Genomic DNA, 13,991 nt, shown 5'->3' with positions numbered 1-13,991 from the left:
GCAACATTAGCAATTGGCTATCGGCGTTGTTGACGACCGGGAAGCTCGAGTCCATGCGAGGAATGCAAGTCGCTACAATTTAAATCGCTGCTGGATCAGGCGGGCGCATGCCGGCATCAGCCGGCTGGTGTCGAGCTCAAGGTTGTAGGCGACACCCCTGTGCACGCGTTCGAATTGCCAGCGCGTGCAAGTCCGGGCAGTCGGCCCGCACGCCCGCTTTCGCGCGTTTCGAGCGCCTCTCGCCGCCCCCTGTCTTGGCGTTGGCGTCACCGGTTGCGCAGCACCACGCAGGCGCCGCCGACGCTTTGCAGCTTGGTGCAGATGCCGTTGGCCTCGCCGCGCGAGTCGGCGCCGATCCTGACCGCGTAGATGCCGCGGCGGCCGATCGGCGTGCGCACCCGGCTCACCACCGGATCACGGCTGGCGAGCAAAGCCGGGAACCGGCTTTTGACCCTCAGCCATTGGCCGATCGCCGCCGAGCGGCGGAAGTTGCCCGCCACCTGCACGCCCCACGGCTTGACGTTGATCGAGGCCATGGCGACGGTCCGCGACATGATCACCGGCAGCCGGCGGCAGGCGACCGCGAAGCTCATCTTTGGATCGAGCGGCTGGACGGCGCCGGCATAGGATTTGTCCGCAAACTTGTCGACGGGCTCGCCCATGATGTCGAAGACATAGCTTTCCGTCTCCATCGGCAGGAAGCCGCCCGCAGCGAGCCAGCGCGACACGCGGTTCTCGCCGGCATTATAGGCCGCCGCCGCGAGGCCGAGATTGCCGTAGCTTACCTTCATCTCGGCGAGATACTTCGCCGAGGCGGGAATAGCCTGCTCGACGTCGAAGGAATTGGCGAGCCCGCGCATCTTGGCGGTGCCCGGCATGAATTGGGCGATGCCTTCGGCGCCGACCGGGCTCACCGCGTTCGGATCGAAGCGGCTCTCCTTCCAGATCAGCCGGGCGAAGAAATCCTTGGGCAGGCCGTTCTGTTGGGCCTGGGTTTCGATCAGGTCGCAGACGCGGTTGATCAGCCGTTTCGCGGCCGACTTCGACTGGGGCGGATCGGCCAATGCCGGACCGGCAGCGATCAGCGCGCAAGCGAGAAGCAGCGTCGTCTTCACGAAACGCTGCATCCCGCTCATTCCGCGGCGGCTTTGCCGTGTCCGTAACGCTGCTCGATGTAATCGGCGACCATCTTTTCGAAATCCTGCGCGATCGAAGGGCCGCGCAGCGTCGCCGCCTTCTTGCCGTCGATGAACACGGGCGCCGTCGGCGTCTCGCCGGTGCCGGGCAGCGATATGCCGATATCGGCATGCTTGGATTCGCCCGGACCGTTGACGATGCAGCCCATCACCGCGACCTTGAGGCTCTCGACGCCCGGATATTTCTCGCGCCACACCGGCATGTTCTTGCGGATGTCGGCCTGGATGCTCTGGGCAAGTTCCTGGAACACGGTTGACGTGGTGCGCCCGCAACCGGGGCAGGCCGCGACGATCGGCACGAACTGCCGGAAGCCCATGGTCTGCAGAAGTTCCTGCGACACCTGCACCTCGCGGGTGCGGTCGCCATTCGGCTCCGGCGTCAGGGAGATGCGGATCGTGTCGCCGATGCCCTGCTGCAAGAGAATGCCCATCGCCGCCGAAGAGGCGACGATGCCCTTGCTGCCCATGCCGGCTTCGGTGAGACCCAGATGCAGCGCATGGTCGGAGCGGGTGGCAAGCTCGGTGTAGACGGCGATCAGGTCCTGCACGCCGCTGACCTTGGCCGACAGGATGATCTTGTCGCGGCCAAGCCCGATCTCTTCCGCCATCTCGGCCGACAGGATCGCCGACTGCACGATCGCCTCGCGCGTCACCTCCTGCGCGGTGAGCGGCGAGCCCTGGGCCTGGTTGTCGTCCATCAGCCGGGTCAGCAATTCCTGGTCGAGCGAGCCCCAGTTGACGCCGATGCGCACCGGCTTGTCATGTCTGATAGCCATTTCGACGATCGCGGCGAACTGGCGGTCCTTCTTTTCCTTGAAGCCGACATTGCCGGGGTTGATGCGGTACTTCGCCAGCACCTCGGCGCAGGCCGGATGATCGGCGAGCAGCTTGTGGCCGATATAATGGAAGTCGCCGACCAGCGGCACGTCGATGCCGAGCCGCAACAGCCGCTCATGGATGCGCGGAACCGCGGCCGCGCTCTCGTCGCGGTCGACCGTGATGCGCACGATTTCCGAACCGGCGCGGTGCAGCGCAGCGACTTGGGCGACCGTCTGGTCGACATCGGCCGTGTCGGTGTTGGTCATCGACTGCACGACGACCGGAGCGCCGCCGCCGACGATCACGCCGCCGACCGAGACGCCGACCGACATTCGCCGCGGGAAGGGTGAGGAAAAATATCCGGTCATGCCGGCCGCCTTCATCTGAAAATTCCGGGCATGAGGTGGCGGAGCAAAGATGGCTTGTCAATGGCAACCGGCAGGCAAGGCCGGCAAATCCGCTGCTCCCGATCAGCCGTTACGCGGCTCAAAGGGGACATCGGGCCACAAGATGCGCGCCCATCAGTCGGCAGATTCAGCGTAAAGCACCGGGCCGGTGGCATTCTTGCCACCGGGGAGACGCACCGCGGCGGGAGCGGTGATGGTGCCTAAAGGAGCTTCAGTGTGCGGTCGGTTTCGCCTTCAGCTTTTCAATCTCGTCCTTGATTGCCAACTTGCGCCGCTTGAGAGTGGCGATCTCGAGGTCGTCTACCGAAGGATGGTTCATCGCATCGACAAGTTCACGCTCGATATCGCCGTGCTTTCGCTGCAGCTCATCAAGATGGGATGCAAGAGACATGATTGGTTCTCCCTTTCATGGTTTCCTCGATTGCAGCCGTCGCAGGCACGTCCACCGCAGGTTGCGACTGTGACGGCACGATGACAGTTTGCCACCAACCGATCTCGATGTCGAATGCCACGTGGTAGCATTCCACGACAAAGTGAAATGTGATATCAGCGGCGCGCCGGTCACAAACAGACAGATCCGACCGGCCCCGCCCAGACAGCCCGATTGGGCGATGCATACGCAGACGGTAGATAATGTCCGAACAGGAACAGGCTGAAATACGCCTCGAATATTCCCGGCTCAAACAAGAACACGCCGATTTCGACGCCGCCATAAACGCGATGATCGCCACAGGCTGCGACCCGCTTCAGATCCAGCGCATGAAGAAAAAGAAGCTGATCCTGAAAGACCGGCTGTCGGCGCTGGAAGACCGCATCATCCCGGACATCATCGCCTGAGCGGATCGCCTCCGCACCGTCAAGAGATCGATAGCCGTGCCGCGCGCTCGCGCAGCAGCGCAAGAAGTTCGCCTGTCCGTTCCTCGGACGTGTCGATCGGCACCACAAGGCACATGGTCGCCTCGACCTTGCCTGGCGCAGAGAACACTGGCGCCGCAAGGCATTTGGTGTAGGCGTCGACCAGGCCTGACGTGACGCAATAGCCGGTGACGCGCGCCCGCGCGATATCGTCGATGAAATCATCGAGTTCGAGCTTGCGGCCGTCCGGCAGCACGAGGTCGTCTTGCGTGACCATTGCCTCGATCCCGGCGCGATCGAGGCCGGCAAGCAGCAGCCGGCCGGAAGCAGTCCAAGGCAGCGGGATCTGCAGGCCGGTGGCCGAACTGATGCGGAACGGCCTGGTGCCCGGGCTCGAATGGACGATCATGTAGCGGCCGCTCTGCAGCATGCAGAGCTCGGACGTCTCGCCGGTTTCGCGCGACAGCGTATCGACCTCCTGACGCCCGCGCCTGAGCAGGTCGTTGCCGCGCATATAGGCCATTCCATAGAGATAGAGCTTCTTGCCGAAATAGACGCGGTTGCCGTCGCCGGCCATTTCCAACAGCCCGGCTTCGACCAGCTCGCGCACCAGCGTGTAGGTCGTCGAGCGCGGCGCGTTGAGCCCCTTGGCCAGGTCGCCGATGCCGATCGCGCGCTGGTTGGCGTGCAGGAATTCCAGGATGTTCAGGGCCCTGTTGAGGCCCTTCTCGCGCGAGCCCGCCGGCCGCTCTTCATCCGCGACCTCGCTCGGCCAGCCGGTCAGCGTTTCACCATCTTGCATTGTCGATTCCTGATGCTAGTATCTGTCTTGTACAGGATACACACGTCTCTTGTAAGAGACAATCGCTGATTGCGACGCGTATCTCTGCTGCATTGGGGAACAAACCATCAAAGGAGGTCGCCGTGAACGACACATCCGGCAGACGTGATTTTCTGAAACTGGGAATGGCGGGCCTGGCCACCGCCGGCGCGCTCACCGCAATCAGCGCCGAGAAGGCGGCGGCGCAAGCCGCGTCCGACAGCGTGCTGCGCACTGCGCTCGATCGCGGCAAGCTGATCGTCGGCACCGGCAGCACCAACGCGCCGTGGCATTTCGAGAACGATGCCGGCGAGCTGGTCGGCATGGACATCACCATGGGCCGCATCCTTGCCAAGGGCCTCTTCGACGACCCGACCAAGGTCGAGTTCGTCATGCAGGATCCGGCGCAGCGTATTCCGAACGTGACGACCAACAAGGTCGACATCACCATCCAGTTCATGACCATGACGGCACAGCGCTCGCAGCTGATCCACTTCTCGCGGCCCTATTACGTCGAAGGCGTCGCGCTGCTGACGCTGCCTGGCTCCGAAAACAAGACCTTCGACAAACTCCTGGCGAATGGCGCCAACACCCGCGTCTCGATCCTGCAGAATGTCGACGCCGAAAGCTCGGTGCATTTTGCCTTGCCGCAGGCGCAGGTGCTGCAGATCGACACCCAGGCGAACGTTCTGCAGGCGCTGGAATCCAAGCGCGCCGATGCCGCCGCCGTCGATCTGTCGACCGTGCGCTGGCTGGCTTCGCGCAATCCCGACAAATATTTCGACGCCGGCAAAAGCTGGTATTCGATGCTTTACGGCGCCGCGGTCCGGCAAGGCGACCTCGATTGGCTGACCTTCGTCAACCAGACCTTCACCATCGCCATGTTCGGCCATGAGACGGCGCTCTACGATGCCGCCTTCAAGGAATATTTCGGCCAGGAGCCGCCGCCGCGCCATCCGGGCTTCCCGGTCATCTGACGCGCCACACGACCAAGCCGGCGGAAGGAGCGGTCCTTCCGCCTGTTTTTCCTCGACACCGGCGCGAGGGCGGCGAATCCTATCCGTCGCACCGCGGCCATTGAGACGGACGCATGGGCTATACGCTCAATTTCAACCTGATCTGGCGGCATTTCGACAAGCTGTGGGGCGGCCTGCTGCTCAGCCTCGAGCTTGCCGTGATCTCGATCGCCATCGGCATCGTCATCGGCCTGGTGTTGGCCGTCTGGTATGTCTCGGCCGGACGCGTGGTGCGCGCCATCATTGCGGCCTATGTCGAATTCATCCGCAACGTACCGCTGATCCTGCTGGTCTATTTGGTCTTCTACGGCCTGCCGACGGTCGTCGACCTTGCCTACAGCGCCCCCACCTCGTTTGTCCTGACCCTGTCGGTCTATAGCGGCGCCTACCTGGTCGAGGTGTTCCGCTCAGGCCTGGAAGCGGTGCCGCGCGGTCAGCTCGACGCCGGCAAGGCGATCGGCCTTACCCCATGGCAGCGCCTGATCCACGTCCGCCTGCCGACGATGCTGCGCATCACGCTGCCGGCACTGTCCAACACCTTCATCTCGCTGTTCAAGGACACCTCGATCGCCTCGGTGATCTCGGTGCCTGAGCTCACCTACGGCGCTCAGTGGATCAACTTCAACACGTTCCGCATCGTCGAGGTCTATCTGGTGACGACGGCGATGTATCTGGTGACCGGCTATACCTTGCTGTTTGCGCTGCGGCTGGTCGAACGCCGGTTCAGGGCGGCGCGCTGAGATGCTGAGCCAGATCCTCTACGCCCTGCCGTTCCTTGCCGAAGGCTTCGCCGTGACCTTATGGGTCTCGCTGCTGGTCGTGGTCCTGTCCTTGATCGCCGGGGTCCTGCTGGGCGTCGGCCTGGTCTACGGGCCAGCGCCGCTGCGTTGGGCGGTGCGCATCTTTTCGGACACCATCCGCGGCATCCCGATCCTGGTGCTGATGTTCTTCGTCTATTACGGCCTGCCCGCTGTCGGCGTGCACCTTCAGTCCTTCTGGGCGGCGGTGCTGGCGCTGACCTTGTTCAAGACGGCGCAGGTCGTCGAGTATCTGCGCGGCGCCGTAGCATCGATCCCGAAAGGCCAGTCCGAAGCGGCGATGGCGATCGGCCTCACCTTCCGGCAGCGCCTCACCTCGGTGATTTTCCCGCAGGCTTTCCGCCGCTTCCTGCCGCCCTGGATCAATGGCGTCACCGATGCCGTGAAGGGCAGCGCGCTGGTTTCGCTGCTCGGCATCACCGATCTGATGCAGGCGATCAACCAGATCATCGGCCGCACCTATGAGGCGATGCCGCTCTATATCCTCGGCGCGCTGATCTACTTCGCCGTCAACTATGCGCTTTCCTATGCCAGCCGGCGGCTGGAACGGCGCTTCGCTTTCATCCGGGATTAATGCGATGGCCAGTTCGAACGACAACCCAGCGCTTCTCGATATTGCCGAGGTCTCGAAATCCTTCGGCTCGGTCAGCGTGCTGCGCTCGGTCAGCTTGCAGGTGGCCAAGGGCGAGGTGGTGACCATCATCGGCCCTTCGGGCAGCGGCAAGACCATGCTGTTGCGCTGCGTGAATTTCCTCGAAAGCTATGACAGCGGCTCGATCCGCATCGACGGCAAGGAGGTCGGCTTTCGCGACGGCGGCGCGCGCCAGCGGCGCAGCGAACGCGATTTGGCAGCCATGCGCGCCGAGACCGGCATGGTGTTCCAGAGCTTCAACCTCTTCCCGCATCTGACCGCCGCCGGCAACATCATGCTCGGACTGACCAAGGTGCGCGGCAAGACCAAGACGGAGGCGCGCTCGATTGCCGAGCATTGGCTGGGCCGCGTCGGCCTCGCCCACAAGGCGGACAGCCTGCCGGCCGAACTTTCGGGTGGCCAGCAGCAGCGCGTCGGCATTGCTCGCGCCGTCGCCATGGAGCCCAAAATCCTGCTGCTCGACGAGATCACCTCGGCGCTCGACCCGGAGCTCGTCGGCGAGGTGCTGGCGGTGGTGCGCAGCCTTGCCGAGGATGGCATGACCATGGTGATGGTGACGCACGAGATGGCCTTCGCCCGCGATGCCTCCAGCCGCATCGTCTTCATGGCCGATGGCGGCGTCTCGGCGGTCGGACCGCCGAAGGAAGTTCTTGCCGTGGAAACGACCAACGAGCGCCTCCGCACATTTCTGGCGCGTTTCCGCGCCTCGCATTTCTGAAAGCGGATGGCTTCGGCCATCCAGGGAGTACCCTTCCATGTCGCCTTACAAACGGCTCGCCGAACTCGGCCTTACGCTGCCCGAGCCGCCCACGCCCATCGCGAATTTCGTCACCCATGCCGAGAGCGGCCGGCTGATCTTTCTTTCGGGACAGGGGCCGCTGCGTGCCGACGGCACGCTTTGCACCGGCAAAGTCGGCGATGACGTGACCGTCGAGCAGGCCTATGAGCATGCCCGCCTCACCGGCCTCAATCTGCTCGCCGTCATGCATGCGGCGGCGGGCGATCTCGGCCGCATCGTGCGGGTGGTAAAGCTGCTCGGCTTCGTCAACGCCACGCCGACCTTCAGCGACCACCCCAAAGTGGTCAATGGCTGCTCGGACCTCTTTGCCGATGTCTTCGACAAGACCGGCGGCCATGCGCGCTCGGCGATCGGCGTCGGTTCGCTGCCACGCAACATCACTGTCGAAATCGAAGCGGTCGTCGAGATCGCCGCCTGACTTAACGGAGTCCACTCACATGAAAACCTATTCCGACGCCGGCTCCAACACCACCATCCGCGAGCGGCTGGGCTTGAGGCCTATCATCAATGTCTCGGGCACGATGACGGCGCTGGGCGCCTCGATCATCGTTCCCGAAGCGATCAGCGCCATGGCCGAGATGGCCTCGCAATGGGTGGAGATGGACGATCTGCAGCGCGCCGCGAGCGCGGTGGTCGCACGCCTCACCGGCGGCGAGGCCGGCTTCATCACCGCCTGCTGCGCCTCGGGCATTACGATGGCCATCGCCGGCGCGATGACCGGCACCAACGTTTTGGCGATCGAACGCCTGCCGGACGACACTGAAGGGCTGAAATCGGAGGTCGTCATCCAGCTCGGCCACATCGTCAACTATGGCGCGCCCATCGACCAGTCGATCCGCGTCGCCGGCGCCAAGGTCATTCCGGCGGGCACCGTCAGCGTCACGCAGGACTACCATGTGCGCGAGGCAATCAATGAGCGCACGGCCGCGGCTCTCTACGTCGTCGCCCACCATACGGTGCAGTACGGCATGGTCTCGCTGGAGGAATTCTGCGAGATTTGCCATGCCAAGAATATTCCAGTGATCGTTGACGCCGCGTCCGAATATGACCTGCGCAGCTTCCTGGCGCGCGGCGCCGACATCGTCGTCTATAGCGGCCACAAATTCCTCAGCGGTCCGACCAGCGGCATCGTCACCGGCCGCAAGGACCTGGTACGCGCCGCCTACCTGCAGAACCGCGGCGTTGCGCGCGCCATGAAGGTCGGCAAGGAAAGCGTCGCCGGCACGATGGCGGCGCTCGACGCCTGGGAAAAACGCGACCATGCCGGCATCCGCCTGCGCGAGGAGGCAGCGCTCAATCTGTGGAAGGATTCACTTCAAGGCATCCCCGGCATCGGTGCTGAGATCATTCCCGACCCGACCAACAATCCGCTCGACCGCCTGCAGGTCTTCGTGCGCCCGGAAAGCCGCTTCACCGCCGCCGGCCTCGCTTCCGCTTTGGCTGCCGGTTCGCCGCCGGTGATTGTCCGCAATCACGAGGTCGAGCGCGGCCATTTTTTCCTCGACCCGTGCAACCTGCATCCCGGCGAAGCCGAGGTCGTGGCCGAGCAGCTGCGCGCCGTGCTGACGGCGAAGGATCGGCCGGCTGACGCGATGAAGATCGCCCGCAAGGATTCGGCTGGGGCGTTGCGCTGGCCGGACTAGATTCGACCGCTGAGCCCGCGAAGACGGATTCTTGACTTCCTTACTCATGGATCATCGCTGTATTCGACTAAATCGTCGTAATCCGAACTCCGTTCGCTTACCAAAGGCCGGAACTTTCCATCAGCAATAACACCTACAACAATTCCAGTAATGGGATATTTTTTTAGGATTTCTCTGATTCTGAACTGGATTTCACTAATTCGACCCGGAACAAAAACTCGCTGGGCATCATCTTCGCTAACGACCCCTATCAATGTAAACTTAGAAATTCTACCCTCCTTAACCTCTACGTATCCGCGCAAGAGACTATTAATAGTCATTGGAGAGAAGTAAATCTTATCGAAATTAGGGAAGAGACGTGCCTCATACCCATGCAATTCAACGCCGTCTCTGACGACGAAACTTGGAAACCGTCCGTCGGAAAAACGAACGTATCCGCGATTTAGACTGAGCCATTCATAAACCGCTTTCTCCATCGCGCGGCGGTCAGCACCTCCATATGCCCGAGGCGGTGACGGGTATCGCTTGACGAATTCCTCGATAGGGGTATGGCTCACGTAGTTTCTAAAATTGACCTCCGCGGTCGCATTAGAGACCACCTCCTGGAGTTCAGCAACAGATTGCTCAGATACATTTGCCTGAGTATATTTCTTTGCGTGCTCTACAAATTGAACCGACGAATACATCCAAAAAATATCGACGTTTCCCTCTCTTCTAATTTCCCTGATTAACTCAGGGTGCGGTCCAATCGTCTTACCTTGCTCCCTCCACCACCAATCTTCCTTCTTGTCTGCCGTGACCAATATAACGCACTTTATACCTTTTTCCTTTACATGGCTAATTATCTGCCGCCAAAGGATCAGGTCCCCAAACTTTCGTTGATATTTCATCTGGTTAAAGATAAACGAAGCCTCGTTCGGGTTCTTCTCTTTGTCTATATCCGCAAATCCAGGAGGAATTTTTTCCTCAAATCGCTGATCGCCACCTTCCGTCAATTTGTCCAATTCTTCCTGGGTGGATGGACCGTCACCGACCTTCTGCGAGAGTATCTTATCAAGCCGCTCCCTAATTGGGTCCGGAGCGGCGATGTCCAATTGTGATTTATGAACTGCTTCAATTGCTTCGATGAGCTTCTTATTGGCGCTGTCGAGATTCTCGATAAGGGGAGCTACCTCTATCCCAAGGCTTCTCTTATCTATCTGGAGGGAATCAACCCTCTCCTTCAACTTCAAAACCACTTCTTTCGCAGTCGAAAGCGCATCCTCTGATGATTTTCTCTCTGAAGAAATCACTGTAAGCCGTCTTCGTTGAAATTCCAACGCGACCTGGTGGGGAATCCATATTCTATCACCCAATAATTCGATCAACTTTAGAAGTTCATCGGTAGCAGTAGTGGGAAGCCTATAAAGGTTTAAGATAACATTGGTATCTAGCGTTATAATTGCTTCTTTCCATAACCTTTCATATTGTTCAGAGTTTGGGGGATAGTAATCAAAAAACAAATCTTTCAAGTTTCCCTCCTCGAACTCTGTAAACGTGCTACAGCAGCTCTTCGGGTAGGGTAAATCGTGTGGCCCACGGACGCAACATCGACCAAGGCCAATTACGCATGACGGTCCGTGTCCCGGGGAGGTAGAGATTCTCGGGAGGAGTTAACACGGAACCGTGCGTTCTTGCGGCTCGCCGCGAATTCCGCTAAGGCGCGCCTTTGCCGCCGGGGAGCGAAGCCTTGACCGATCAGCGTGCCGACGTCGCCATCATCATGGGCAGCCAGTCCGACTGGGCGACGATGCGCCACACGGCGGAAACACTGGAGGCGCTGGGCATCCCGCACAGGAGACTGATCGTCTCCGCCCATCGCACCCCCGACCGTCTCTATGAATTCGCCAAGGGCGCCAAGGCGGCCGGCTACAAGGTGATCATCGCCGGCGCCGGCGGGGCGGCGCATCTGCCCGGCATGACGGCGGCGATGACGCCGCTGCCCGTCTTCGGCGTTCCGGTGGAATCCAAAGCGCTGTCGGGACAGGATTCGCTTCTCTCCATCGTGCAGATGCCGGCCGGCATCCCGGTCGGCACTTTGGCGATCGGCAAAGCGGGGGCGGCCAATGCGGCGCTTCTTGCCGCCGCGGTGCTGGCGCTCAACGATGACAAGCTCGCCGCCCGGCTTGACGCCTGGCGCGCGGCGCAGACCGCCAAGGTTGCCGCCGAGCCGACGGACGCGCCGTGAGCCTGGCGCCCGGATCGACCATCGGCATCATCGGCGGCGGCCAGCTTGGCCGCATGTTGGCGATGGCAGCGGCGCGGCTCGGCTACCGTATCGTTGTGCTGGAACCGCAGGCCGACTGCCCGGCCGCGCAGGTCGCCAATCGCCAGATCGTCGCCGCCTATGACGATCCGGCGGCGCTCGCCGATCTGGCCAGCGCCAGCGCCGTCATCACCTATGAATTCGAGAATGTCCCGGTCGCGGCGGCGCAAACGCTGGCGGCAACGGTCCCCGTCTATCCGCCGGCCCGCGCGCTTGAAGTCGCGCAGGATCGCCACACCGAGAAAAGCTTTCTCAACGGCATCGGCATCCCGACCGCGGAGTTCTGTCCGGTCGACAATGACGACCAGCTGACCGAGGCCTTGAGGAAGTTCGACGGCAGCGGCGTGCTGAAGACCCGCCGCATGGGCTATGACGGCAAGGGCCAGCGCGTCTTCCGCAACATGCAGGCCGGCGGCTTTGCCGGGGTCTGCGAGGCGATGGGCAATGTGCCGCTGATCCTGGAATCGCTGGTCGCCTTCGAGCGCGAGATTTCGGTGATCGCCGCGCGTGGGCTGGACGGCTCGGTCGCGGCTTACGATCCGGCCGAGAACGTCCACCGCGAAGGCATCCTGCGGACCTCGACCCTGCCCGCAGCCATCCGCCCGGAAACGGCCGCCACCGGCAAGGATGCCGCCGCGAAAATCCTCTCCGCGCTCGATTATGTCGGGGTCATCGGCGTCGAGTTCTTCGTGCTTGCCGACGGCTCGCTTCTGGTCAACGAGCTGGCGCCGCGCGTGCACAATTCCGGCCATTGGACGGAAGCCGTCTGCGTCGTCTCGCAGTTCGAGCAGCATATCCGCGCCGTCGCCGGCCTGCCGCTTGGCTCGCCCGCCCGCCATTTTGACTGCGTGATGGAAAACCTGATCGGCGACGACATGCTGAGGGTGCCGGCACTGCTTAACGAACCCGACCTGATACTGCATCTCTACGGCAAGGGCGAATCGCGCCCCGGCCGCAAGATGGGCCATTTCACGCGCCTTATCGGGGCCCGATAAACTCGCTTACTGCATATCCTGGTCGTCGCCCGCGTCCGAGCCGGCGCAGCTCGGATCGCTCAGCTTGCAGCTGGCGTCGGAGGTGAGCTGCTTTGTTCGCTCGTTGGTGAGCTTCGTCAGGCACTGCGAAACCTCCATCGGATGGATGGATCCGCCCTCGCTGTCGGCGGTCGAATAGGCGCATTCGGCATCGCGAAAGGCGATCCAGGCGCGTTGCGCCGTCTGCAACAGCTTGTTCGAGGCCTGATCGTTGCTGCCGATGATATTCTTATAGGCGGCATTGAGCTTGGCGTCGGCCGCCTGGCGGTCGGCATCGGCGCAGATGTTCAGCATCGACTGGCTGTCGTCGTTGCGGTCGCATTCCTGCGCCCGGGCGGCCGGGGCCGTCGCAAGCAAGACCAGACAAGCAGGCAGAAGCAGGCGGCGCATGGGCAATCTCCGGTCATTCGCGCAGATCGCACCATTCCAGCAGCCCTTGAGTCGCGCAATGCAGCTTCGCCGGGATGGCGAATATTTGATATGCCGCGCCACTTGCGGCATTCGGACACGCGCATGTGGTTGACACGGGCAAGCCTCCTCGTTTATGAGCCACGCAAGTTCAAAGGCGCGCTTTTTTCCGGGCGCGCCTTTAAAATTCGGCCCGGGACGGGCCCTGACCGAACAGGCAAGACCATGAAGATCAAGAATTCGCTCAAGGCGCTCAAGGCACGTCACCGCGACAACCGGCTGGTTCGCCGCAAGGGACGCATCTACATCATCAACAAGACCGCTCCGCGCTACAAGGCGCGCCAGGGCTGAGCCTTGCGCGCGGCCTGATGCATGTCGCCCGAAAAGGAAGCGACATGCAAAGAGACCAGGCCGCGCTGATGTCGAATGCCGGTTCGCCGGCGCTCTCACGCTAAAATCACTTTGATGATCCGCCGTCCGGGACTAGATTCCGACGATGCGGATTCTTTTTGCATTTTTCACCGCCTTTTTGCTTTCCGGCACGGCTTTGCCTGCAGGAGCAGAAGAGGTGCCAGGCGCGCTGCCTCCAGATGCCGCGCCGCCAGCCGCAGCCACGCCGCCGCCGGCCGCTCCGACCAAACAGGGCCGCCTCGACCAGCTCTTCACCGAGCTGAAGCGCGAACGCAATGAAAAGGCGGCCGAGCGCATCGCCGGCCGCATTTGGAACGAGTGGAATCAGTCGGGCAGCGCCTCGATCGACCTGATGATGCAGTGGGCGCAAAAGGCGACGGAAGACCAGAAATTCGACGTCGCCCTCGATTTCCTCGACCAGGTCGTGACCTTGCAGCCTGACTATGCCGAAGGCTGGAACCGTCGGGCCACCGTGCATTTCCTGATGAAGAATTACGGGAAGTCGATGGCCGACATCGACCGCACCTTGGCGCTCGAGCCACGCCATTTCGGCGCGCTTTCGGGCCTCGCCCAGATCATGGCCGAGACCGGCCACAAGCAGTCGGCGCTGGAAGCGTGGCAAAAGGTGCTGGCGATCTACCCGATGATGCGCAGCGCCCAGAACCAGGTCTCGACGCTCTCGGAAGAGCTGGCAGGCGAGGGTATTTGATAGTTTAAGGGAGTAGGGGAGTAGGGGAGTAGGGAGTATGTTTTGGGAGTGTTGAACAGCACTCGGAAATGCCTTCCCCCTACTCCCCTACTCCCCTAC

Annotated in this window: 18 protein-coding genes; 11 read left to right on the top strand and 7 right to left on the bottom strand. The window is 62.0% G+C overall.

The features are described from left to right. Positions 1-72 precede the first annotated feature (72 nt). The 4 genes from LB565_RS29915 to LB565_RS26245 all read right to left on the bottom strand — a co-directional run bounded on the left by LB565_RS29915 (position 73) and on the right by LB565_RS26245 (position 2,813). Complete coding sequence (locus LB565_RS29915; RefSeq protein ID WP_318012192.1) at positions 73-270, bottom strand: phosphotransferase-like protein; 198 nt, start codon at positions 268-270, stop codon at positions 73-75. After that, positions 267-1,127: a lytic transglycosylase domain-containing protein gene (locus tag LB565_RS26255; RefSeq protein WP_224589022.1), complete on the bottom strand. Its 861-nt coding sequence runs from the start codon at positions 1,125-1,127 to the stop codon at positions 267-269. Before LB565_RS26255 ends, LB565_RS29915 begins: the two co-directional genes overlap by 4 nt. A 5-nt stretch (positions 1,128-1,132) precedes the next feature. Continuing rightward, positions 1,133-2,383 (bottom strand): flavodoxin-dependent (E)-4-hydroxy-3-methylbut-2-enyl-diphosphate synthase, encoded by a 1,251-nt coding sequence (ispG, locus tag LB565_RS26250; RefSeq protein WP_224589021.1) that lies wholly within the window; start codon positions 2,381-2,383, stop codon positions 1,133-1,135. Positions 2,384-2,633: 250 nt separating this feature from the next. Further along, complete coding sequence (locus LB565_RS26245; RefSeq protein WP_149791894.1) at positions 2,634-2,813, bottom strand: YdcH family protein; 180 nt, start codon at positions 2,811-2,813, stop codon at positions 2,634-2,636. Between the two features lie 242 nt (positions 2,814-3,055). Between LB565_RS26245 and LB565_RS26240 the strand changes: the two genes are divergently transcribed. Next, the gene (locus tag LB565_RS26240; RefSeq protein ID WP_126080812.1) at positions 3,056-3,259 is read left to right on the top strand and encodes a YdcH family protein; all 204 of its coding nucleotides are present in this window, start codon (positions 3,056-3,058) and stop codon (positions 3,257-3,259) included. 19 nt (positions 3,260-3,278) lie between these two features. Here LB565_RS26240 and LB565_RS26235 read toward each other — a convergent pair whose 3' ends face one another. Then, a complete protein-coding gene (locus tag LB565_RS26235; RefSeq protein WP_224589020.1) occupies positions 3,279-4,079 on the bottom strand; it encodes an IclR family transcriptional regulator in 801 nt (266 codons plus the stop codon). A 122-nt stretch (positions 4,080-4,201) separates the two neighbouring features. Here LB565_RS26235 and LB565_RS26230 point away from each other — a divergent pair, with 122 nt between their 5' ends. The 6 genes from LB565_RS26230 to LB565_RS26205 all read left to right on the top strand — a co-directional run bounded on the left by LB565_RS26230 (position 4,202) and on the right by LB565_RS26205 (position 9,025). Beyond that, the gene (locus LB565_RS26230; protein WP_411962096.1) at positions 4,202-5,074 is read left to right on the top strand and encodes a transporter substrate-binding domain-containing protein; all 873 of its coding nucleotides are present in this window, start codon (positions 4,202-4,204) and stop codon (positions 5,072-5,074) included. Between the two features lie 113 nt (positions 5,075-5,187). Continuing rightward, entirely contained in the window at positions 5,188-5,853 is a 666-nt protein-coding gene (locus LB565_RS26225; protein WP_140841553.1) for an amino acid ABC transporter permease, read from the top strand. Between the two features lies 1 nt (position 5,854). Beyond that, positions 5,855-6,505, top strand: a complete 651-nt coding sequence (locus tag LB565_RS26220) for an amino acid ABC transporter permease (RefSeq protein WP_224589019.1) — start codon at positions 5,855-5,857, stop codon at positions 6,503-6,505. 4 nt (positions 6,506-6,509) lie between these two features. After that, complete coding sequence (locus LB565_RS26215) at positions 6,510-7,301, top strand: amino acid ABC transporter ATP-binding protein (RefSeq protein WP_224589018.1); 792 nt, start codon at positions 6,510-6,512, stop codon at positions 7,299-7,301. 37 nt (positions 7,302-7,338) lie between these two features. Next, positions 7,339-7,800: a RidA family protein gene (locus LB565_RS26210; RefSeq protein ID WP_224589017.1), complete on the top strand. Its 462-nt coding sequence runs from the start codon at positions 7,339-7,341 to the stop codon at positions 7,798-7,800. 19 nt (positions 7,801-7,819) lie between these two features. After that, positions 7,820-9,025 carry an aminotransferase class V-fold PLP-dependent enzyme gene (locus tag LB565_RS26205; protein ID WP_224589016.1) on the top strand — a complete coding sequence of 402 codons (1,206 nt, stop codon included), beginning with the start codon at positions 7,820-7,822 and terminating at the stop codon, positions 9,023-9,025. A gap of 44 nt (positions 9,026-9,069) precedes the next feature. Here the strand turns inward: LB565_RS26205 and LB565_RS26200 are convergent, their stop codons facing one another. Then, a complete protein-coding gene (locus tag LB565_RS26200) occupies positions 9,070-10,536 on the bottom strand; it encodes a PIN-like domain-containing protein (RefSeq protein WP_224589015.1) in 1,467 nt (488 codons plus the stop codon). 218 nt (positions 10,537-10,754) lie between these two features. Between LB565_RS26200 and purE the strand changes: the two genes are divergently transcribed. Next, positions 10,755-11,252, top strand: a complete 498-nt coding sequence (purE, locus tag LB565_RS26195) for a 5-(carboxyamino)imidazole ribonucleotide mutase (protein ID WP_224589014.1) — start codon at positions 10,755-10,757, stop codon at positions 11,250-11,252. Continuing rightward, positions 11,249-12,325: a 5-(carboxyamino)imidazole ribonucleotide synthase gene (locus LB565_RS26190; RefSeq protein ID WP_224589013.1), complete on the top strand. Its 1,077-nt coding sequence runs from the start codon at positions 11,249-11,251 to the stop codon at positions 12,323-12,325. The genes purE and LB565_RS26190 overlap by 4 nt, the downstream gene beginning before the upstream one ends. 6 nt (positions 12,326-12,331) lie before the next feature. Here the strand turns inward: LB565_RS26190 and LB565_RS26185 are convergent, their stop codons facing one another. Beyond that, entirely contained in the window at positions 12,332-12,754 is a 423-nt protein-coding gene (locus LB565_RS26185; RefSeq protein ID WP_224589012.1) for a lysozyme inhibitor LprI family protein, read from the bottom strand. 243 nt (positions 12,755-12,997) lie between these two features. Here LB565_RS26185 and ykgO point away from each other — a divergent pair, with 243 nt between their 5' ends. Together ykgO and LB565_RS26175 are read left to right on the top strand one after the other, a co-directional pair. Continuing rightward, a complete protein-coding gene (ykgO, locus tag LB565_RS26180) occupies positions 12,998-13,123 on the top strand; it encodes a type B 50S ribosomal protein L36 (RefSeq protein WP_040974291.1) in 126 nt (41 codons plus the stop codon). A gap of 145 nt (positions 13,124-13,268) precedes the next feature. Next, positions 13,269-13,892: a tetratricopeptide repeat protein gene (locus LB565_RS26175; RefSeq protein WP_224589011.1), complete on the top strand. Its 624-nt coding sequence runs from the start codon at positions 13,269-13,271 to the stop codon at positions 13,890-13,892. Positions 13,893-13,991 lie beyond the last annotated feature (99 nt).

The organism is Mesorhizobium sp. CA14, from assembly GCF_020165195.1.
Classification (GTDB): Bacteria; Pseudomonadota; Alphaproteobacteria; order Rhizobiales; family Rhizobiaceae; genus Mesorhizobium.
Note: the sequence above shows the minus strand (reverse complement) of the source record. Positions and strands in the feature narration are given on the sequence as shown.

Bases quoted from the DNA above. Each gene is read 5' to 3' on its own strand.
- LB565_RS26255 (WP_224589022.1), bottom strand. From the start codon at position 1,127: ATGCAGCGTTTCGTGAAGACGACGCTGCTTCTCGCTTGCGCGCTGATC.
- ispG (WP_224589021.1), bottom strand. From the start codon at position 2,383: ATGACCGGATATTTTTCCTCACCCTTCCCGCGGCGAATGTCGGTCGGC.
- LB565_RS26245 (WP_149791894.1), bottom strand. From the start codon at position 2,813: ATGTCTCTTGCATCCCATCTTGATGAGCTGCAGCGAAAGCACGGCGAT.
- LB565_RS26240 (WP_126080812.1), top strand. From the start codon at position 3,056: ATGTCCGAACAGGAACAGGCTGAAATACGCCTCGAATATTCCCGGCTC.
- LB565_RS26235 (WP_224589020.1), bottom strand. From the start codon at position 4,079: ATGCAAGATGGTGAAACGCTGACCGGCTGGCCGAGCGAGGTCGCGGAT.
- LB565_RS26225 (WP_140841553.1), top strand. From the start codon at position 5,188: ATGGGCTATACGCTCAATTTCAACCTGATCTGGCGGCATTTCGACAAG.
- LB565_RS26220 (WP_224589019.1), top strand. From the start codon at position 5,855: ATGCTGAGCCAGATCCTCTACGCCCTGCCGTTCCTTGCCGAAGGCTTC.
- LB565_RS26215 (WP_224589018.1), top strand. From the start codon at position 6,510: ATGGCCAGTTCGAACGACAACCCAGCGCTTCTCGATATTGCCGAGGTC.
- LB565_RS26210 (WP_224589017.1), top strand. From the start codon at position 7,339: ATGTCGCCTTACAAACGGCTCGCCGAACTCGGCCTTACGCTGCCCGAG.
- LB565_RS26205 (WP_224589016.1), top strand. From the start codon at position 7,820: ATGAAAACCTATTCCGACGCCGGCTCCAACACCACCATCCGCGAGCGG.
- LB565_RS26185 (WP_224589012.1), bottom strand. From the start codon at position 12,754: ATGCGCCGCCTGCTTCTGCCTGCTTGTCTGGTCTTGCTTGCGACGGCC.
- ykgO (WP_040974291.1), top strand. From the start codon at position 12,998: ATGAAGATCAAGAATTCGCTCAAGGCGCTCAAGGCACGTCACCGCGAC.
- LB565_RS26175 (WP_224589011.1), top strand. From the start codon at position 13,269: ATGCGGATTCTTTTTGCATTTTTCACCGCCTTTTTGCTTTCCGGCACG.